The sequence below is a fragment of the Thermogemmatispora aurantia genome (assembly GCF_008974285.1).
Lineage (GTDB): Bacteria > Chloroflexota > Ktedonobacteria > Ktedonobacterales > Ktedonobacteraceae > Thermogemmatispora > Thermogemmatispora aurantia.
In genome coordinates this window covers 382,374-400,513 of the sequence record NZ_BKZV01000002.1, presented here as the reverse complement: position 1 = coordinate 400,513, position 18,140 = coordinate 382,374, and the positions used below count along the sequence as shown (strand labels likewise).

Sequence of the window (18,140 nt, the reverse complement as noted above, 5' to 3'; positions counted from 1 at the left end):
ACGCTGCTGGCAGCGGAGCATGGGCGCCCGCTGCGACTGGATACGATCCGAATGATCTGCGAGTACTACGGCAAGACGGCGGCAGAGCTGGGGCTGGTCTGCCAGCAGAGAGGGAAGAGGAAGACAGCCCCGAAGGAGGACGAGATGCAGCGGCGAGAAGCGTTGACCCTGCTGGCGGGCGGCAGTGGGCTGGCGCTGCTGGCTGGCATGGGCAGCCTGAGCCTGACCAGGGAGGAAGCGCTCTCTATCGCTCAGACCCTGGTAGGTGCCCTGTGGAGGACGTCATGGTCAGAAGATGTCGAGACGGTGGCGCAAGCTACGGGGTGGGTGCTAGGGGTGCTGGAGAAGGCGCCAGGACTGCTGAAGGAGTCGAAGGAGGGGGCGCAACTGGCGGCGGAAGGGCATCTGATAGCGGCGATAGCGGCGCGGCATCTGGTGCAGCCGGAGGAGCGGCTGCGTCACTTGCAGCAAGCGGAGCAGTATGCTCGTCTGGCTAATGATGTGCTCTTGCAGAGAGCGCTGCCTTATTATCAAGGCTATAGCTACGTCTGGAATCTCGCCCCGGGGATGGGGGGCTATGAACCGCAGCCGGCGAAGGCGCTACTGTGTTTTCAGCGCGGGCTGACCGTCAAAGGCGAGCCTGCCAGCCAGACACAGGATGTAGGTCTGTTCATGGGGTTGGCAGAAACTTACAGCCTTCTAAGAGAGCCAAAGCAAGCAGTAAAAGCTCTGATGCAAGCAGAGAAAAGTTACGCGCGAGTGTCGCCGGGCGAAGATCCTGGCTACGCGCTTGCCGATGTAAATCCTCCTTATAGAGTGCCTCTAGCACGGGCGAGGGTGCTGTTGAACCTGGGGCGAGCGAACGAGGCGCTGTCGGCGTTGGAGGAGAGTCAGCGGCTCTACCAGGTCCACGGCCAAGGAGGGAGAGGGCTGGCCGATTTGCAGCCGAAGCGGATGGCGGTCGCGCTGGCGTTAGGGGATCAAGATCTCTTTGTGGAGGCGCTGCAGGCGAGTGTGGAGGGGGTGCAGAGGAGTGGGAGCCGGTACGGGAGGGCGGAAGTGAAGCAGTTGCTGAGGCAGGGGCAGGCGCGCTGGCCGCAGGTGAAGCAGCTAGAGGAGTGGGCGACGCAGATCGGGGTATCGGCATAGATAGTAAGCTGCTGAAAGAGAGGCGTTATGGCGTCTGAGAAGGAGCACGACGAGAACAGGAGGCCCAACCAGAACACCTATTTGATTGACTCTGAGAATGCCGGTGAGTTAGCGCGCCTGATGCTGCAGGATCGCATCCTCACCGCAGGCATGGGCGGCCTCTTCCCCGAGTTTCCTGAAGGGGCGCCGCTGCCCGCAGGGGGGCGCGTCCTCGACCTGGCCTGCGGCCCGGGAGGCTGGGCGTTGGAAGTGGCCTTTGCCTATCCCAACGTGGAAGTGATCGGCGTGGACATCAGCCAGGCGGTGATCGAATACGCCAACGCGCAAGCCTGGTCGCGCGGGCTGGAGAACGTCCACTTTCAGGTGATGAACATCATGCAGCCGCTGGCCTTCCCCGATGCCTCCTTCGATTTGATCAACGGGCGGCTGCTCTTTGGCTTCATGCTGCCGGGGGCCTGGCCAAGGCTGCTGGCTGAGTGCCGACGCCTGCTCAAGCCGGGTGGGGTGATCAGGCTGACGGAAACTGAGCTGACGCTGACGACCAGTCCGGCCTTAGAGCGCTATCAGGCCTTGCTCTGCGATGCACTCAAGAAAGCCGGCCAGAGCTTCTCAGCAGATGGGCGCCATGTTGGCCTCACGCCGGTGCTGCCGCGGTTAGTGCGTCAGGCGGGCTTTGCCAACGTGCGCCTGCGGGCCAGTGCCGTCGAGTGGTCGATGGGAACCGAGGCCCATTATCCGGTCTTCAAAGACTGGCTGATGGGCTTAGAACTTATGAGGCCCTTTGTGTTGAAGATGGAGAGCCTCGACAAGAGCGATTTAGAGCGCTTAGAGCAGCAGGCAGTGGCCGAGATGCAGCAGGAGGAGTTTTGTGGGCTGTACTCGCTGCTGACCGTCTGGGGATACAAGCCTCAGTAGAGAGAATCAACAAAGGAGGAGAGAGAAGAGATGGACCCTGCCGGGGATAGTCAAGAGAGAGCGCGCAACCAGAATACCTATGTGCTCAATTCCGAGGACGAAGCAGAATTAGCGCGGTTGATGCATCAAGACCAGATGCTCAACCGGCATATGGGGGGTCTCCTCCCCGAGTTTCCCGCAGGGCCACCTCTCCCAGAGGGGGGGCGTGTCCTCGACCTGGCCTGTGGCCCGGGAGGCTGGGCCTTAGAACTCGCCTTTGCCTATCCCAAGGTCCACGTCTTTGGCGTGGACATCAGCCAGAGCATCATCGAATATGCCCGCGCGCAAGCCTGGTCGCGCGGGCTGGAGAACATCCACTTTCAGGTGATGAACGTCATGCAGCCGCTGGCCTTCCCCGATGCCTCCTTTGACCTGGTCAACGGGCGGCTACTCTTGGGCTTCATGCTGCCGGAGGCCTGGCCGAAGCTGCTGGCCGAGTGCCGGCGCCTGCTCAAGCCGGGTGGGGTGATCAGGCTGACGGAGGCAGAGCTACCGTTGACCACCAGCCCGGCCCTGGAGCGTTTGCATGCCCTGTTTGCCGAGGCGCTCAAGAAGGCGGGCCAGAGCTTCTCAGCGGACGGGCGCCATGTTGGGATCACGCCGGTCTTGCCCAGATTGGTGAGGCAGGCAGGCTTTGAGGAGGTGAAGCTGCGGGCCAGCGCGGTCGAGTGGTCGGTGGAAACCGAGGCCCATTATCCAGTCTTCAAGGATTATCTGATGCTACTGGAGCTTATTCAGCCATTTTTGCTAAAGATGGAGTTAGTCGATCAGGATGAGCTGAAGAGGCTTGTACAGCAGGCGGTGGCCGAGATGCAGCAGGAGGAGTTTTGTGGGCTGTACTCGCTGCTGACCGTCTGGGGATACAATCCACAGGAATAGAGTAGAGCAAGGAAGAGAGGTGCAATGGACCCTACTGGAAAAAACAACACGCGGGAAGAGGACCAGAACTCCTACGTGATCGATTCGGAGAACGCGGGTGAACTGGCGCGCCTGATGCATCAGGACCAGATGTTGACCCGAGGCATGGGCGGCCTCTTCCCCGAGTTTCCTGAAGGGGCGCCGCTGCCCGCAGGGGGGCGCGTCCTCGACCTGGCCTGCGGCCCGGGAGGCTGGGCATTGGAAGTGGCCTTTGCCTATCCCAACGTGGAAGTGATCGGCGTCGACATCAGCCAGGCAGTGATCGAATACGCCAACGCGCAAGCCTGGTCGCGCGGGCTGGAGAACATCCACTTTCAGGTGATGAACGTCATGCAGCCGCTGGCCTTCCCCGATGCCTCCTTTGACCTGATCAATGGGCGGCTACTCTTGGGCTTCATGCTGCCGGAGGCCTGGCCGAAGCTGCTGGCCGAGTGCCGACGCCTGCTCAAGCCGGGAGGGATCATCAGACTCACCGAGTCCGAGTCCGGACTGACGACCAGCCCAGCCGCGGAGCGCTTCAACGCTCTCCTGGCGGAGGCGCTCAAGAAGGCGGGCCAGAGCTTCTCAGCGGACGGGCGCCATATTGGGATCACGCCGGTCTTGCCCAGATTGGTGAGGCAGGCGGGCTTTGAGGAGGTGAAGCTGCGGGCCAGCGCCATTGAGTGTTCGATGGGCACCGAAGGCTACTATCCTATGCTCAAAGACTGGCTGATGCTCCAGGAGCTGATCCAACCATTCTTGATCAAGATGGGAGTAGCTACAGGCGAAGAGCTGGGACGCCTGATCCAGCAAGCAACGGCTGAAATGCAGCAAGAGGATTTTTGTGGCCTCTACACACTGCTGACCGTCTGGGGTCGCAAGCCTCAGTAGGGAAAATCCGGATCAGCGCCAGACCCGCCCCTGGAAGCTGGCCACCTTTCTCGCAAAAGTCAGTCACCGCAAAAGCGAGCCGTATGAGCAAGGAGGAAAAGCGCTGCGGGTGCTTCCCTCCTTGCTGGTGCGGACTCAGAAGCTGGTATGACCGCCGGTATGACCGCCGAAATGGCCGCCAGCACCTCCACCGAAGTGGCTGCCGGTATGGCTGCTATGGTGAGAACCCGACGAATGCGACGGCAGCGCTGTCTCTGGCTGCGGCGCATGGCGATGGTGGCTATGCACGCTGCCGCTGACCGGCTGATCACCCCCTGCCTCGATCGCCTCGGCCCCCAGGGCGCTGCCTTGCTCAACACCAGCACGCGCTGCCGGGCCGCACCTCCGTCGCCGCTGCAAGCCGCTGATGACAACCAGCCCCAGGCAAATCATGGCGAGCACAAGAATCACAACTGTAATCTCCATCTGGCTCCTACCGTCCTTTCCGCTCTGAGGGCAACAGTAGCCCTGTTGCCAGACATGACAGAAAACAGCTTCCTCTCTTAAAAAGAGACGAATCACCCTTGTAATCTTCCAGGCGCTTCCAACAGCAGTGCTGAGAGAAGCAAGAGATCGCACTCGGCTGCCCTGGTCGGCCTTCTTGCCTTATGCTATCATCATCAGTCAGAAACAAGACGTGTGCGAGGAAAAGAAGAAAGGAAAGCCACATGCACGACATTCGACTGGCCCGTTGGGCGCGTACCCTGGTCGACTACTGCCTCCAGGTGCAGCCAGGTCAGCTTGTCGCCATCCAATCCACGCCCCTGGCCGCGCCCTTAATCGAGAACGTCTATCGCGAACTCCTGCGTGCCGGAGCCTATCCTCTGCCCCTCCTCAACCTGGACAGCCTGGAAGAACTGCTTCTGAGGGAAGGCAACGACGACCAGCTGCAAAACACCCCGCTCCTGCTTGAAGGCTTCGCCGAACGCATCGCCGCCCGTCTGGGGATCGAAGCCGCGAGCAACACCAGCGCTCTTACCACCCTCGACCCGGGCCGTCTGGCCATGCGGCGCAAAGCCCAGGGAGCCATTAGAAACCGCCTGCAGCAGCGCGAGCAGGAGGGCAGCTATCGCTGGTGCCTGACCCTCTATCCGACCGTCGCCTATGCCCAGGATGCCGGTCTCTCCCTGAGCGAATTCGAAGAATTCGTCTTCGAAGCCTGCTTTCTCAACGACCCCGATCCAGCCGCCCGCTGGCGGGACCTCTCCCAGCAGCAGCAGCGTCTGGTGGCCTGGCTTGAAGGGAAGCAGCGCATTCGCGTCCTCAGCGAAGGCACCGACCTCACCCTCTCCATTGTTGGGCGGCGCTTCATCAACAGCGACGGGCGGCGCAACTTTCCCAGCGGCGAAATCTTCACCAGTCCCGTCGAAGAGAGCCTCGAAGGCACCATCACCTTCGACCTGCCCAGCGCCGTTGACGGGCGCCTCGTCGAAGGCATCCGCCTGGCCTTTGCCGGCGGCAAAGTCGTCGAAGCCAGCGCCCGCCAGGGCCAGGACTATCTGCTGCGCATGCTCGATATCGACAAGGGCGCCCGCATCGCCGGAGAATTTGCCTTTGGCAACAACTGGAACATTCAGCGGAACACACGCAACATCCTCTTCGACGAAAAGATCGGTGGTACCATCCACCTCGCCCTGGGAGCCAGCTATCCCGAAGCTGGGGGACAGAACCGCTCGGCCCTGCACTGGGACCTGATTTGCGACCTGCGCAAGGGCGGCGAAGTCTGGGTAGACGATACCCTCTTCCTCAAAGACGGGCGCATCCTCATCTAAAGCCAGATCCGCCCATTGGGACCCCGAAAACAGCCAGAGGCGCGTCGGCCTGCCTGCCCTTCTCAACAAGAGCAATCAGCCGACGCGCCTCAAGCAGCTCCAGGGACTTTTTCAGCGCTCGACTCAGGCCGAAGGAGCCTGAGCCTTCTGCCAATAGGGAGAAAGCTTCAGCATCTGGCGGCGCACCACCGGGCGCAGCAGCGGCATCAAAGCCCGCACCGGCGCCGGCGGAGCCGCATACTTGGCCACATCCCGGATAATCTCCTCGAAAGAATGGCGCTGGTAGCGCAGCACCCGCTGACTCTCACTCGTATCCAGCCAGTCCGTACAGTACGGCTCGTGGCCGAAAGCCTCCTCTGGCAGCGAGCCGATACCCATCACCTCCAGCATGCGATTCAAATAATCGCGATAGCGCACCTGGCAAGAAGGGCCGCCGCCGATCAGCCAGATCTTCCCCCAGACCTCCGCACTGCTCACCGCATTGGCCACCGCCAGCCCGGCATCGAACGTATGCAACATCTCCAGGCGCGTATCCAGTGGGATACGGAACATAATCGGATGAATCGGGCGCGGTCCCAGGGGAGGGACATCGGCGAAGCGGAAGATACTCCAGGTCAGCCCCGACCGTTGCAGCATTGCCTCCCCCTCCAGCTTATGGCGCGTATAATCGTCGGTTGCCTGTACCGGATCGGTCACCTTGCGCGGCGGCGGCTGATCCTGCGTGTAACCGAACACATCCAGACTCGAACCGAAGAGAAAGCGTGGAGGCTGGGGCTGCTGCCGAGCCACCTCAATCGCATTGCGCGTCCCCCCCACATTCACCTCATAAGCCAGTTCGAGCTTCTCATAGATATCTGGCGGCAGAATGGCGGCCAGATGGACCACCACCTCCTGATCGCGCATCGCCTCGGCCAGCACCTCGCGCTGGCGAATATCGCCCCATTGCACCGTCACCCGTTCACCCGCCTCACGGCTAATCTGCGACGCCTTTTGCTCATTAGGCTTCGTTCGCAGATCGAGACAGCGGACCATATGGCCCTGGCGCAGCAGCTCCTGCACCGTACTAAAGCCGATATTGCCAAAAGCGCCCGTCACGAGGACTCGCATACAAGCAAAAGCTCCTTCCAGATAGCAAGCTCCAAATAGCAGGTTCCAGGAATCGCAACGCGCCGCGGCAGGCCGACAGAGGCCAGGCGCAGGCGCGCAAAATAACGAATGAGCGAAGCAGGGCGAGCCAGCGCCGTCGGCTCACTGCAGAGACGACGTGCGGCTCGTCCTGGAAGCCTTCTCACTCAAGTACTGAATTTCTGGCAAAATAGGATCGAGGGGGGTACCCGTTGGCTGCGTAAAGACCGCTGGCGTCTGCTGCAGGCGGCAGCGCTGCAAGTAGCGCACCAACTGATGAGCCAGCGTATACGTCTGCTCCAGCAAATCCGAATTGCGCTTCCACTGCTGAGCATGGTTCAACAAATTATTGAGCGGCACCGCGATCTGCCAGAGCACCCCCTCCTGTCCAGTAGGCACGCGGGCATCGAGATTGCCATTGGCCACCGCCGCATGGACCTGAGCAATCTGGGCGATGCCCTCCTCAAGCTGGCGCTGCTCCTGAGCGCGCTGGCGCTGATACTCGGCGATCTCCTTTTGCAGCGCGATAATCTCTTCCGCCCGATCGGCGCGGCGAATGGTCGCGATCAGATAGCGCATAATCACATAAGTGATGATTCCCACGATCAATTGCAGGGCAATCGGCAGAGCGATCATAATTGAGCCGTAGCCCAGGCGCAGCCAGCGATCGTACTCGGGCGTATGTTGCTGGAAGAGCGTCAGGCCGACGATGACGGCGCTATTCAAAAAGCTAGTCAGCAGAGCGGCCACCGGGGGAAGCAAAGCGCCGGCCAGCACGACCGGGATCACCAACGCGCTGAAGATCCCCACGTAGACCGGATCGAGGGGGTTTGTAATCAGATTCCCCACCGAGTTGATCATCGAATTCAGCACGAGCAAGGAGGCGGCGACAATAGTGAAGCCCCAGCGGTTCAGCAGAGGGGAGGCCAAAGCGCAGAAGCAGGCCACGCCCTCGATCCAGGGAGCGACTGGATTCAGCGAAGTCAGCGCTCCATAGATAAAAGCCAGCAGGCCGAGCGGCGCGATCACCAGGGCGAAGGTACTGGTCAAGCGTGCGTAGCGAGCGCGTTCACGCTCAGCCGGCGTTGTTTCCGGGAGATGCCTGGGGAGCGTCAGGCGGAACCACCAGGCCAACAGGGATTTCATACCATCCTCCATCGTAGCGAAGCTGCAGCGTTGAGCTAGCTGATCACACCCAGAGTGCGCAAGGTCGTCAGTGCTTCCTCAACCACTGCTGGCGAGAGATTCAACTGAGCCTTGATCTGCTCGACCGAGCGCTCGCCGTTCACCATCGTGAAGACCAGGCGCAGAACGAAGCGCTGGCGCATGCTGAAGCCCGCCAGCAGCTGGGCATCGAGCGGGCGTAGCGGTCGGGGGACCGGCGTCAGCGAGAGGGAAGGAGGCGAGGCGGGAGAGGCAGGAGGAAGCGCGGCCTGAGCCGGCCTCGCCCCCGGTCCTGGCCGCGGCTCAGGCTCGGGCAGAGCGGGACGTACCAGGGAGCGCAGGACCTGCTCGACATCGGGCTGAATACGCACCTGCCACTGATCCCGGCTGCTCAACAGCGCATAGGCTCGGGCCCCGCTCGCCAGTAGCGTGCCGTTTGGTCCCTGGATGAGGCTTTCGAGCACCGTCCCCTCCTTCACAAAGACCAGACCCTGGCAGGTGCCGCGCACAGAAGGTACGCTCACCGTCGTTGAGAGAATCGCCGATTGCCCCTGCAGGTAGTCCAGAAGGGTCTGTAAATCAAGATAATAGACCTTATCCATCGTCGTCTTCGTCGTCGCAAGGGGAGAACGCTCTCGAAGCCCATCCCATAGTCTCACTCTGCTTACAACCAGCAGCTGCGGCGCGACAGCAGCACAGTGAGCATCAGCCTGCGAGAGAGACGCTGGCTTCAGAGCCTGCTCATCGAGGGTGAAACACTCCCCTGGCTGCAGTGGGCGCGATCTCGCGATTCTGCGTTTGCCATTCTATCACGGCCTGGGGGGTCTTGCATAGAAAAAAATCGTTAAGATAGCACTCTGGTAATACTCGGGATGGAAAGGCTAGAGCATCGCTGCACTTGTGCCCGTCCAGAGACTTTTCTTTTCTGTTGAAATCAGTGTATACTTATTATAGAGAGCGTCCATCTGAGGGCGCAACTGCTCTCTGGAGCAAACCGTTCCTCTTTCCCTCCCATCGCGCCCTGGCGCGCGATCAACAACCTCATCCTCTGGAGGTTCTTCACCACATGTCCAGCACTCCAGACCTACCTCTTGCTCCTCACTCCCAACCAGACCCCACCTCCTGGACACGGCAGCCGCCCACGCTGATCGCCGACGCCGTCTTCGAAGGCGGTGGCATGCGAGCTTTGGCCCACATCGGGGCCTTGGCCGTTGCCGAAGAGCGTGGCTATCGCTGGTATCGTCTGGCCGGCACCTCAGCCGGGGCCATGATCGCCGCCCTGGTCGCCGCCGGCTATAGTGCTGCCGAGCTACATGCCATCATGGGAGCCATCGACTACCGTCGCTTTGCCGATGAGGCCGCCGACGACCATCTGCGCCTCCAGCAGGTCAGTCGGCTGCTCTTCAAGCTTGGCCTGCATGCAGGCGCCTACCTGGAGCATTTCGTACGTGAGCTGCTGCTGGCCCGCGGTCTGCGTACCTTCGGCGACCTGCGCCTGCCCCCCGAAGCAGCGGCGGCCAGCGATCCCCCCGCGTATCGCCTGACCGTGATCGCCGCCGACATCAGCCGTCGGCGCCTGCTACGCCTCCCCCAGGACCTGCACAGCGAGCGGGCCGGCTACGGTCTCGACCCTGACCAGCTCGACATTGCCCGCGCCGTACGCATGAGCGCCAGTATCCCCTTCTTCTATGTGCCAGTCACCCTGCAGCGACCCGACGGAGGCCTCAGCTACATCGTCGATGGGGGCCTCGTGAGCGACTTTCCCCTCTTCGCGCTGGCCCCCGCAGACGGCCAACTGGCCCGGCCTCTGCTGGGCTTTCGTCTCTGCGAGAACGATGATGCAGCAGACCAGAACGGGGGCCACGATGAAGATGGCCAGGACCGATCACAGGCACCAGCCCTGCTACCGCCCGGCAACCTCATCGCCTTTAGTCAGGCCCTCCTGGCGACCATGCTCTCGGCCCATGATCGCCTGGTTCTGGAGCAGCGCACTCGGGGGATCGAGGCCATTCGTACCATCAGCATCCCCGTCGGGAGCCTCGGCGCCACACGCTTTGACTTGAGTCGCGGCGAGATCGAGGCCCTCTATCAACAGGGCCGTACCGCTGCAGAGCGCTTCTTTGCCGGACTGGACCCAGGGCAAGCGGGTTCCGCGGCCATGCCCTGATCGAGTGAGCGCCTTGCCTCAGCCTGGCAGGCGTCGCCGCAGATCCAAATGGCAGTAGGCTATCTGCGTCGGCGCCTCCGACACGCCCACCGTCAGCGTATGTATATTCAGCGTATTATAGGGCGTGAGCGCCTCCAGCAGCTCCTGAGCGATATACTCAGCCAGCCGTTCCGCTGTCGAGTTATCGATCGGCAACTCGACCACCTCGGCCCGCGGCAGGACATAGCGCTTCTCGCGAAAGCGGATCTCCCACTCGTCGGCGGAGGCAATCAGCTCGATATGGGGATTCTTCATCGGCAGCAAAAAGCGATGATTCAGCTGCTGGCAGATCTCGCGCGTCAGGCGCTTCAGGATGGTGAAATCGAAGACCAGCTGATCCTCGCTGAGGGTCCCCTCCGCCTCCACGGTGACGCCATAGTTGTGGCCGTGGAGGCGCTCACACTTGCCGCCGTATGTAATGAAGTGAGCGGCGCTGAACTGGAGATAGCCGCCCTCCACCTTGACCTTAAAGCTACTTGCACTAGCCATAGCGGATCTCTTCTCTTGTCCCTCCCTCCCTGCTGGCAGGCCCGCCCAGGCCAGGCCCGCCCAGGCCAGGCCCGCCCAGGCCAGGCCCGCCCGTCACGAGTCTGGTGGCCATAAGCTGGCACCAGACTGCCAGGCCGGCCCTGCACTTGCCGGATTGAGCCAGGGAGACAGGCAGCCGCGCTGACTTACGCGGTCAACCAGGCGCCAGTGCCGCGACGCAACCGGCGCTCGGCTCCGCCCCCTGGATGTTGGCCAGCCAGGGACACGATACCATTAAGCACCGCCCCTGACAAGAGCCTGTCTCTGCTGGCCTGGCCTGCTTGCAGCTCAAGAGGGAGAGGCTCAAGGCTGGGACAGCGGCGCTTGAGTTAGCTGTAAGCCGGGGCAAGTGAGCGTTTTTGTTAGCCAGTTGCCTGGAATTCTTTGCGGGCCATTGCTATACTGTAACCAGTGCCAGTTAGGGTAACTCCCTGCGAAAGAGCCGAAAAGGAGTGTACCGATGACAACTGCTGAGATCTTCGATGCAATGGTTCAGAATGTCAACCCGTCAGCCGCGAGTGGGCTGAACAAGACATTCCAGTGGAACATCACCGGCGATGATCCTGGCGTCTATGCCATCAAAGTGGAGAATGGTCAGGCCGAACTGATCAAAGGCGGCGTGGAGAAGCCCGATATCACCCTCACGGTCAGTGATAAAGACTGGGCCTCCATTGTCGAAGGCAAGCTTGATCCTACTACGGCCTTCATGACCGGTAAGATCAAGATCAGCGGCGATATGATGCTGGCGATGCGCCTGCAGAATCTCTTTAATCGGCCTCGCTAAGCGCAGGCTTCGACTCGACTCCTATTTCCGGCTGAGCCTGAGCGAAGCCGCTTTCGCAGCTGTCATAGCTGCGCACAGCCAAAAAACAGAGCAACGCAACGAGCAGAGGCGCTCACGCGGCGTCTCCCGGCTGAGACACCTTGGTCCCATGAGAGACTTCTCATGGACCCGAGGTGTTCTTCACTTTATTCGCTCCTGCGCTGCCTGCCATCGGCTCCCACCCGCGCCTCGCTTCCTCGCCTGCCCCTTCGGTGGTGCTCCCGAGGCGGCTTTCCTCCCTTATGCCTTGCTAACCCTCCCCAGGTATGGTATACTCACCATGAACAATTGTATCTTGTCTGCTGCTTGCTTGCGCCGACTCCTGGCGTACTGCAACAGGATGAAGACAAGCGAGACAACCAGCATCCCAGGTGGAGAAAGGCGTCCAAGATGGCCCTACGGAGTGATGAACTGCACTATAATCTGCAGCATCTGAATGGCATGTTGACTACCCACGAGGCCGCCAAGCAGCTCGATCTGAGTTACTGGCACTTTATGCATCTCGTAGAGGCCGGACGCATCCCCGGCGTACGAGTCGTCGATCGCTGGCTCTTCTCTCCGGCGGACCTCGATGAGTATAAGCGCCGGCGCTACGGTGAACTGGTCGATCTGGCCCGTACCGCCCTCTCTCACCCCGACGTTGACCTGACCGAGAAACAAGCCACCATCTGTCGCTATCTGGCCAACAGTGAACGCCCCTCCGCTATTGCCCGCAAGCTTCAGCAGTCACGTCAGGCCGTCTACTCCCAGATCACCCTGATCCGCGAGAAGGTGGCCCGCATCCTCGATCAACGCAGCGATGCCCACGCCGACAGCGAGCAGCCCGCTTCCCGTCGCAAGGGTCGTCGCCGGCAGAGCAGCAAAGGGCCGATTCCTTTACCCACTTCGGCCCCTGAGTCGGAGGCTTCCGCTCGCTCTCCCAGCGCCGAGACCCCTGAGAGTGGTGCGACCCCTTCATGAAGCTCCCCGTGTCTACAGCCCCTTCTCCTCTTCTCTCTTGGCCTTTCGCTATCCAGCCTGTTCCTTCGCTCGCCATCCCTCCGCTCTGCGCGCCCCGCTGCGTCGCGCGTTAAGCGGCCTTCGCCTCCCCTAGCAGTGCGGGCCGGATCGCCGGGCCAAGAGCCGGTACGCGCTCAGCCAGGGCGCGCAACAAACCGAAGCAGCCGGCAAGCATCATGTCGCCGTGCGGCACAGCCTCGTAGTGTGGCAGGCTCGAGCCACGCAGCAGCTCACGGCGGGGACCGGTGACCGCCAGAAAGGGTGGCTCCGAGGTAGCAGCCGACGACGCGCGCGCCCGCTCGGGTTCCAACACCAGCGCGCCATGTCCGCTATCGTAAAAGACCTCATCGTTAGTCAACGTGCCGGCGGCCAGCTTCCGCAGCAGCTCCTCCAGTCTTGCCCGACTGATCTCGCCGGTGTGGTGCTCAAAGAGGCCCACAATGCGCCCCTCTACCAGGTGGAAGGCCAGCGTATGGAAATTGCCGATATTGCAAAGCAGGCTGTGTCTCTGCCGGCGCACGCGCGGGTCCTCCAGGGCTCCCAGCGCAGCCGCGGCCCCTGTATCCATCAAGAGCACAGGCAGCTCTGGCGCCGAACCACTGTATTCCACATAGCGGGCGACACTGCTTTTAATAGCCTGCAGGCGAGTCAGCGCTGGTGGAATCTCCTCCGCCAGGTAAGCGAAAGTCGCCGGCGTGGGCGAGCGGCGGATCATACGCTCCAGAAACTCGAAGCGGAAGCGTCGATCGCTATAGCCCGGCGGCGCGGCCCCATGATCAAAAGCGGCGATGGCCAGCGCATCCACCCGCGGATCAAGGTCGAAAGTGCGCAGAGTCTGGACGATCGCCCGCGCGTCCAGATCCTGCAGCTCGATATGGACCACATCCGGGCGCCGGGCCTGTCGGGCGGCCTCCTCCTCACTAATAATCTCAAAACCCATCTGGGCCACGGCGGTCAGGTCATCGTCGAAAGTGCGCGCCGCCTCGGGCGTCACTGCCACTGGATAGCCGGCCAGCGCATGATCGCGCGCTGCCCAGTGCGATGGGCCGCCGCCCATTGTCACCCCGGTCAGCAGCAGAGGCCGGCCCGCCGCCGTCGCCCGGCGAATGCGCTCGGCCACAATCACCGTCGGCGAAGGCATCACCAGCTTGACATTGTTCTCCATCGTCCTGCCGCTTTCGAAGAGCAGGATATCCTGTGTGCCCGTGCCAATATCGATCGCCAGCACGCGCACCGATGCTGCAGTTGCCATACGAAACCTGAGCCCCCTTTCTGCCCTCTTCCTTACAAGGCTGGAATGAACCAGAGCAACCTTCTTCCGTTCCGTCCGTGACCCCTGATCAGCGTCAGGGGGGCGGCAGACTCTGCTCTTGACGCCTCCCGTCCATGCCTCAGTTCAGTATAGCATGTCGGCGTTGGTCCTGGGGGAGTCCTGCTGCTGGCGTCCTTGCCGGACCAGCTAGAAACTGATCAGCGTGAAGCCGGAGCGCGTTGTGATCGGGCGAACCTTCTTCAGCGAGCGCCAGGCCGACTTACTCATGCGGGCCCGTTTGCGCAGAGCTGCCAGCTGCCCATCGGAAAAATGCTCGGACGCCACCAGCACAAACGTCCGCAGTTCCGCGCGCAGCTGATTAAGACGGCGCTCCAGCTCGGCCAGGCGCGCCCGATCGTGTGGCAGCCCCTGGACAGCCAGGCGGGCTAGATCCGCCCACTGGCTCATCAAGGGACGCATGCCCTCAAAGCGCTCTGCGATACAGGTAGCTACCATCTCAAAGTCAGGTACGGACGCCAGATCTGCCATGCTCCTCGTCTCCTTCTTTCCTTGTTTGTTTGCTTGCTGTTGGCCCTCTCTCGCTCGACCAGGCCAAGGCGGTGGCTGCTCAGCTCTACCAGCGTTGGGCAGCGCGCTCCGTCCGTCCAATTGCTTTGTAGTGAGATGAAAAAAGCCGCTCGACCGGCTCAGCTGTTTGTGAGCATATCGTATGCTGCTGGGCTTTGCTGGGCTGCTCTCTCGAATGAAGAAAGCCCTCCCTCTCCCAAAATGGGAACGGGCGCGAGCGTTGCAATCAAAGCATGGTTTCACCTCGCGCCCCGCTTCCCAGCCTTTCGGCTCGGCGCCAGCCTGTCTGCCTGCCTCAGAAACGTACTGGCCAGGGCAGAGCCTGGGCAGATCTCCAGCTCCACCTGTGGTACAATGCATACCAGCAGATAGCAACAGGGGAGCACAACGCACCGACGGCGAGGCAGGCTCCGATCAGCCAGCCAGGCCACAGGAGTACTGGCTCACTGCCTGGCAGCTGGGCGCCGCGCATGTCATAGCTTTCTCTGTATACCATACCCTGTTGCTAGAAAGCAACGATGGCGCGAAAGGACTCTAGCATGGAACAGGCAAAGCCGCACGATGGAGGAGAGACAACGCCGCCCGCTCGGCCAGAAGGCCGCCTTGAGCAGGTAAGAACTGCGGGTGAGCGCCCGGCAACCTATCTGCCAATCGAAGACTATGCGGTCATCGGCGATCTCCATACGGTGGCCCTGGTCGGTAAAAACGGCTCGATCGACTGGTGCTGTATCCCTCGCTTTGATTCTCCCAGCGTCTTTGGCGCCCTGCTTGATGCGCGTAAAGGCGGTTTCTTTCGCATTGCCCCGCCTCCAGACGATCACGTCCCGATGGGGCAGAAGCAGCTCTACATTCCCGAGACCAATATTCTGCTGACGCGCTTCCTCACGGTCGATGGCGTAGGGGAGGTCACCGACTTCATGCCGGTGAAGCTGCCCGGCAGTGCTGAACATCAGCATCATCTTTATCGTGCTGTGACGGTGGTGCGTGGCTCCCTCAAATTCAATCTGGTCTGTCGTCCCGCCTTCAACTATGCGCGCGACGGACATGTCGTCCATCTGTCGCCCGAGGGAGCAGTTTTCCACAGCGATGGGCTGTCCCTGGGGCTGGCGAGCACGGTACCGCTGAGCGAAGATGGAGAGGGCGGTGTGCACGCTGAGTTTACCCTGCATGCCGGCCAATCGGCCTACTTCCTGCTAGAGAGCGCCAGGCGCGGCGACCTTGGCCCTCAGCATGTTTCCTCCCGCCGCTATCACGAAGCCTTTCAGCGCACACTCAGTTTCTGGCGGCGCTGGCTCTCTCAGTGTCAGTACCAGGGACGCTGGCGCGAGATGGTCCAGCGCTCGGCCCTTGTCCTCAAGCTGCTCACCTATGCCCCCACTGGGGCTATTGTGGCCGCCCCAACCACCAGCCTCCCCGAGACGATCGGTGGGGCCCGCAACTGGGACTATCGCTATACCTGGCTGCGCGACGCCGCTTTCACCCTCTATAGCCTGCTGACTCTTGGCTTCACCCAGGAAGCCGAGGCTTTCATGCAGTGGCTTGACGCACGCTGCCACGAGCTGAAAGAGAACGGCTCGCTCCAGCCCATGTACGGCGTCAACGGCGAGCAGGAGCTGATTGAGTACACCCTGGATCACCTGGAGGGCTATCGCCAGAGTCGCCCCGTTCGCATCGGCAACGCCGCCTACAAGCAGCAGCAGCTCGATGTCTATGGCGAGCTGATGGATGCCATCTACATTTTCAATCGCTATAGCACGATCTCGTACGATCTCTGGGAGAATCTCCGCCGCCTGCTGGAATGGCTGCAACATCACTGGGATGACCCTGATGAAGGCATCTGGGAGGTACGCGGTGGCCCCCAGCACTTTGTCCATTCGCGCGTCATGAGCTGGGTCGCCTTTGATCGAGCCTTGCGCCTGGCGCGTCACCGTGGCTGGCCAGCGCCGATGGTCGAGTGGATGGAGACCAGTGCCCGCATTTATGAGCAGATTATGCACAAGGGATGGAGCGAGCGCAGGCAGAGCTTTGTCCAGTATTACGGAAGCGAGGCGGTTGATGCCAGCGCCTTGCTCATGGCCATCGTCAAGTTCACGGGACCGAACGAGCCGCGCATGCTCAAGACCATCGAGCGCATTCAGCGCGAGCTGGCCAGCGACTCTCTCGTGCACCGCTATGATCCTGGACGGGCTGCCGACGATGGCCTGGGGAGTCAGGAAGGCACCTTCAGTCCTTGCAGCTTCTGGCTGGCCGAAGTCCTGGCGCGCTGCGGGCGACTCGACGAGGCGCGCCTGCTCTTGGAGAAGATGCTCACCTACAGCAACCATGTTGGCCTCTATGCCGAAGAAGTCGGGCTGTGTGGCGAAGCCCTGGGGAACTTCCCCCAGGCTTTCACCCATCTCTCGCTCATCACGGCTTGCACCAACATCGACGCTGCCCTCAATCGGGCCCAGGGAAGGCTCAATACTGAGCGGCTGTCGCTGCCGCCCGAGCGTCTCTGAAGTCTGGCCTCAAGCAAGGCGAGGCGGGTTGCTCTGGGGCTTATCTGGCTGGCTGAGCCGGGGCTGGAGAGAAGAGGGGCATAAAAGACCCTCCCTCTCGTGTTTTCACAAGTGAACTTGTCGCGTTCCTTCCTACGGTCAGGGAGATAAGTTTGTCAGAAGCGGAGTACATATCGTCTATGGCGAAGGTCTACGACGCAATTATCATCGGCTCGGGGCCGGCGGGTTACACAGCGGCCATTTACGCGGCTCGCGCCAATCTCTCGGTCCTGGTCTTTCAAGGCTATCAGGTCGGTGGGCAATTAATGCTCACCAGCGAGGTCGAGAACTACCCCGGCTTTGAAGAAGGTATTCTGGGGCCGACCCTGATGGAGAAGATGGAGCAGCAGGCGAGGCGCTTCGGGGCTGAGATGCTGCCTGAAGATGTGACCGCTGTCGACTTCAGTCGCCGCCCCTTTGTGATCACCAGCGACTCGGGCAGCTACCTGGCCCGGGCCGTCATCATCGCCACCGGTGCCAGCGCCAAGTGGCTGGGACTGCCCAGCGAGCAGCGCCTGCAGGGACGCGGTGTCAGCGCCTGTGCCACCTGCGATGGCTTCTTCTTTAGGGGCAAAGAGGTGGCTGTAGTCGGCGGAGGCGACACAGCGATGGAAGAGGCCCTCTTCCTCACGCGCTACGCCAGCCATGTGACCGTTATCCACCGTCGCGATACCCTGCGCGCCAGCAAGATCATGCAGGAGCGCGCCTTTAAAAATCCCAAGATTAGCTTTATCTGGAATAGCGAAGTGATCGAAGTCCTCGGCGAGGACGCGGTGACCGGCCTGCGCCTGCGCAATGTCAAGACGGGCGAAGAGCAGACGCTGACCGTCGAGGGGCTGTTTCTCGCCATCGGCCACCAGCCGAACACGAGCCTCTTCCGCGGCCTGCTGCAGATGGACGAAGCGGGCTACATCATTCCCGTCGAGCACACCATGACCAATATACCGGGCGTCTTTGCCGCCGGCGATGTGACTGATCACCGCTATCGCCAGGCGGTCACCGCTGCCGGTGACGGCTGTCGAGCGGCTATCGATCTGGAGCGCTGGCTGGAGAGCCAGGCCCACGAGGAGGCGCTCCGGCAGGAAGCCCTGACCTCAGGCGAGCATTCAAATCAGTGAGCAGGTTTGTCCGTCTGAAGGAAGAGCTGACGGCTGCTCTCCTGGGCCTGGCACTGCGTCAGTGACTTCTCCGGCTGCAGGTCTGTGGGGGTAAGCGA

Annotated in this window: 17 protein-coding genes; 10 read left to right on the top strand and 7 right to left on the bottom strand. The window is 61.6% G+C overall.

The window, feature by feature from the left end; genetic code table 11:
- The 4 genes from KTAU_RS08400 to KTAU_RS08385 all read left to right on the top strand — a co-directional run.
- Positions 1–1,149: hypothetical protein (locus tag KTAU_RS08400; protein ID WP_170293156.1), on the top strand; the 1,149-nt coding region annotated here is incomplete at its 5' end.
- Between the two features lie 27 nt (positions 1,150–1,176).
- Entirely contained in the window at positions 1,177–2,064 is an 888-nt protein-coding gene (locus KTAU_RS08395; RefSeq protein WP_151727957.1) for a class I SAM-dependent methyltransferase, read from the top strand.
- Between the two features lie 30 nt (positions 2,065–2,094).
- Positions 2,095–2,982, top strand: a complete 888-nt coding sequence (locus KTAU_RS08390; protein ID WP_151727956.1) for a class I SAM-dependent methyltransferase — start codon at positions 2,095–2,097, stop codon at positions 2,980–2,982.
- A gap of 24 nt (positions 2,983–3,006) precedes the next feature.
- Complete coding sequence (locus tag KTAU_RS08385) at positions 3,007–3,891, top strand: class I SAM-dependent methyltransferase (RefSeq protein ID WP_151727955.1); 885 nt, start codon at positions 3,007–3,009, stop codon at positions 3,889–3,891.
- Between the two features lie 135 nt (positions 3,892–4,026).
- Here the strand turns inward: KTAU_RS08385 and KTAU_RS08380 are convergent, their stop codons facing one another.
- Positions 4,027–4,356 (bottom strand): hypothetical protein, encoded by a 330-nt coding sequence (locus tag KTAU_RS08380; protein ID WP_151727954.1) that lies wholly within the window; start codon positions 4,354–4,356, stop codon positions 4,027–4,029.
- Positions 4,357–4,598: 242 nt separating this feature from the next.
- On the opposite strand from KTAU_RS08380, the gene KTAU_RS08375 reads away from it, so the two are divergent.
- Positions 4,599–5,702 carry an aminopeptidase gene (locus KTAU_RS08375; RefSeq protein ID WP_151727953.1) on the top strand — a complete coding sequence of 368 codons (1,104 nt, stop codon included), beginning with the start codon at positions 4,599–4,601 and terminating at the stop codon, positions 5,700–5,702.
- 123 nt (positions 5,703–5,825) lie between these two features.
- Here the strand turns inward: KTAU_RS08375 and KTAU_RS08370 are convergent, their stop codons facing one another.
- From KTAU_RS08370 to KTAU_RS08360, 3 genes are all read right to left on the bottom strand, one after another.
- On the bottom strand, positions 5,826–6,809 hold the full coding sequence (locus tag KTAU_RS08370) for an NAD-dependent epimerase/dehydratase family protein (protein WP_151727952.1): 984 nt from the start codon (positions 6,807–6,809) through the stop codon (positions 5,826–5,828).
- Between the two features lie 141 nt (positions 6,810–6,950).
- Positions 6,951–7,973, bottom strand: a complete 1,023-nt coding sequence (locus KTAU_RS08365) for a hypothetical protein (protein WP_151727951.1) — start codon at positions 7,971–7,973, stop codon at positions 6,951–6,953.
- A 35-nt stretch (positions 7,974–8,008) separates the two neighbouring features.
- Positions 8,009–8,593 (bottom strand): hypothetical protein, encoded by a 585-nt coding sequence (locus KTAU_RS08360; RefSeq protein WP_151727950.1) that lies wholly within the window; start codon positions 8,591–8,593, stop codon positions 8,009–8,011.
- Between the two features lie 464 nt (positions 8,594–9,057).
- Here KTAU_RS08360 and KTAU_RS08355 point away from each other — a divergent pair, with 464 nt between their 5' ends.
- Complete coding sequence (locus KTAU_RS08355; protein WP_151727949.1) at positions 9,058–10,158, top strand: patatin-like phospholipase family protein; 1,101 nt, start codon at positions 9,058–9,060, stop codon at positions 10,156–10,158.
- An 18-nt stretch (positions 10,159–10,176) separates the two neighbouring features.
- Here the strand turns inward: KTAU_RS08355 and KTAU_RS08350 are convergent, their stop codons facing one another.
- The gene (locus KTAU_RS08350) at positions 10,177–10,686 is read right to left on the bottom strand and encodes a 6-pyruvoyl trahydropterin synthase family protein (RefSeq protein WP_151727948.1); all 510 of its coding nucleotides are present in this window, start codon (positions 10,684–10,686) and stop codon (positions 10,177–10,179) included.
- 499 nt (positions 10,687–11,185) lie between these two features.
- Between KTAU_RS08350 and KTAU_RS08345 the strand changes: the two genes are divergently transcribed.
- Together KTAU_RS08345 and KTAU_RS08340 are read left to right on the top strand one after the other, a co-directional pair.
- A complete protein-coding gene (locus tag KTAU_RS08345) occupies positions 11,186–11,509 on the top strand; it encodes an SCP2 sterol-binding domain-containing protein (protein ID WP_052889857.1) in 324 nt (107 codons plus the stop codon).
- A 429-nt stretch (positions 11,510–11,938) separates the two neighbouring features.
- On the top strand, positions 11,939–12,508 hold the full coding sequence (locus tag KTAU_RS08340; RefSeq protein ID WP_170293155.1) for a helix-turn-helix domain-containing protein: 570 nt from the start codon (positions 11,939–11,941) through the stop codon (positions 12,506–12,508).
- A 109-nt stretch (positions 12,509–12,617) separates the two neighbouring features.
- On the opposite strand, the gene KTAU_RS08335 is transcribed toward KTAU_RS08340, so the two are convergent.
- Positions 12,618–13,799 (bottom strand): DUF1786 domain-containing protein, encoded by a 1,182-nt coding sequence (locus tag KTAU_RS08335; RefSeq protein ID WP_151727946.1) that lies wholly within the window; start codon positions 13,797–13,799, stop codon positions 12,618–12,620.
- Positions 13,800–14,006: 207 nt separating this feature from the next.
- On the bottom strand, positions 14,007–14,348 hold the full coding sequence (locus KTAU_RS08330) for a hypothetical protein (RefSeq protein ID WP_151727945.1): 342 nt from the start codon (positions 14,346–14,348) through the stop codon (positions 14,007–14,009).
- 578 nt (positions 14,349–14,926) lie between these two features.
- Between KTAU_RS08330 and KTAU_RS08325 the strand changes: the two genes are divergently transcribed.
- Positions 14,927–16,885 carry a glycoside hydrolase family 15 protein gene (locus KTAU_RS08325; RefSeq protein ID WP_151727944.1) on the top strand — a complete coding sequence of 653 codons (1,959 nt, stop codon included), beginning with the start codon at positions 14,927–14,929 and terminating at the stop codon, positions 16,883–16,885.
- Positions 16,886–17,064: 179 nt separating this feature from the next.
- Positions 17,065–18,042 (top strand): thioredoxin-disulfide reductase, encoded by a 978-nt coding sequence (trxB, locus tag KTAU_RS08320; RefSeq protein ID WP_151727943.1) that lies wholly within the window; start codon positions 17,065–17,067, stop codon positions 18,040–18,042.
- The last annotated feature ends 98 nt before the right edge of the window (positions 18,043–18,140 follow it).

Excerpts from the sequence above, each read along its gene's own strand:
- KTAU_RS08395 (WP_151727957.1), top strand. The coding sequence starts at position 1,177 with ATGGCGTCTGAGAAGGAGCACGACGAGAACAGGAGGCCCAACCAGAAC.
- KTAU_RS08390 (WP_151727956.1), top strand. The coding sequence starts at position 2,095 with ATGGACCCTGCCGGGGATAGTCAAGAGAGAGCGCGCAACCAGAATACC.
- KTAU_RS08385 (WP_151727955.1), top strand. The coding sequence starts at position 3,007 with ATGGACCCTACTGGAAAAAACAACACGCGGGAAGAGGACCAGAACTCC.
- KTAU_RS08380 (WP_151727954.1), bottom strand. The coding sequence starts at position 4,356 with ATGGAGATTACAGTTGTGATTCTTGTGCTCGCCATGATTTGCCTGGGG.
- KTAU_RS08375 (WP_151727953.1), top strand. The coding sequence starts at position 4,599 with ATGCACGACATTCGACTGGCCCGTTGGGCGCGTACCCTGGTCGACTAC.
- KTAU_RS08370 (WP_151727952.1), bottom strand. The coding sequence starts at position 6,809 with ATGCGAGTCCTCGTGACGGGCGCTTTTGGCAATATCGGCTTTAGTACG.
- KTAU_RS08365 (WP_151727951.1), bottom strand. The coding sequence starts at position 7,973 with ATGAAATCCCTGTTGGCCTGGTGGTTCCGCCTGACGCTCCCCAGGCAT.
- KTAU_RS08360 (WP_151727950.1), bottom strand. The coding sequence starts at position 8,593 with ATGGATAAGGTCTATTATCTTGATTTACAGACCCTTCTGGACTACCTG.
- KTAU_RS08355 (WP_151727949.1), top strand. The coding sequence starts at position 9,058 with ATGTCCAGCACTCCAGACCTACCTCTTGCTCCTCACTCCCAACCAGAC.
- KTAU_RS08350 (WP_151727948.1), bottom strand. The coding sequence starts at position 10,686 with ATGGCTAGTGCAAGTAGCTTTAAGGTCAAGGTGGAGGGCGGCTATCTC.
- KTAU_RS08345 (WP_052889857.1), top strand. The coding sequence starts at position 11,186 with ATGACAACTGCTGAGATCTTCGATGCAATGGTTCAGAATGTCAACCCG.
- KTAU_RS08340 (WP_170293155.1), top strand. The coding sequence starts at position 11,939 with ATGGCCCTACGGAGTGATGAACTGCACTATAATCTGCAGCATCTGAAT.
- KTAU_RS08335 (WP_151727946.1), bottom strand. The coding sequence starts at position 13,799 with ATGGCAACTGCAGCATCGGTGCGCGTGCTGGCGATCGATATTGGCACG.
- KTAU_RS08330 (WP_151727945.1), bottom strand. The coding sequence starts at position 14,348 with ATGGCAGATCTGGCGTCCGTACCTGACTTTGAGATGGTAGCTACCTGT.
- KTAU_RS08325 (WP_151727944.1), top strand. The coding sequence starts at position 14,927 with ATGGAACAGGCAAAGCCGCACGATGGAGGAGAGACAACGCCGCCCGCT.
- trxB (WP_151727943.1), top strand. The coding sequence starts at position 17,065 with ATGGCGAAGGTCTACGACGCAATTATCATCGGCTCGGGGCCGGCGGGT.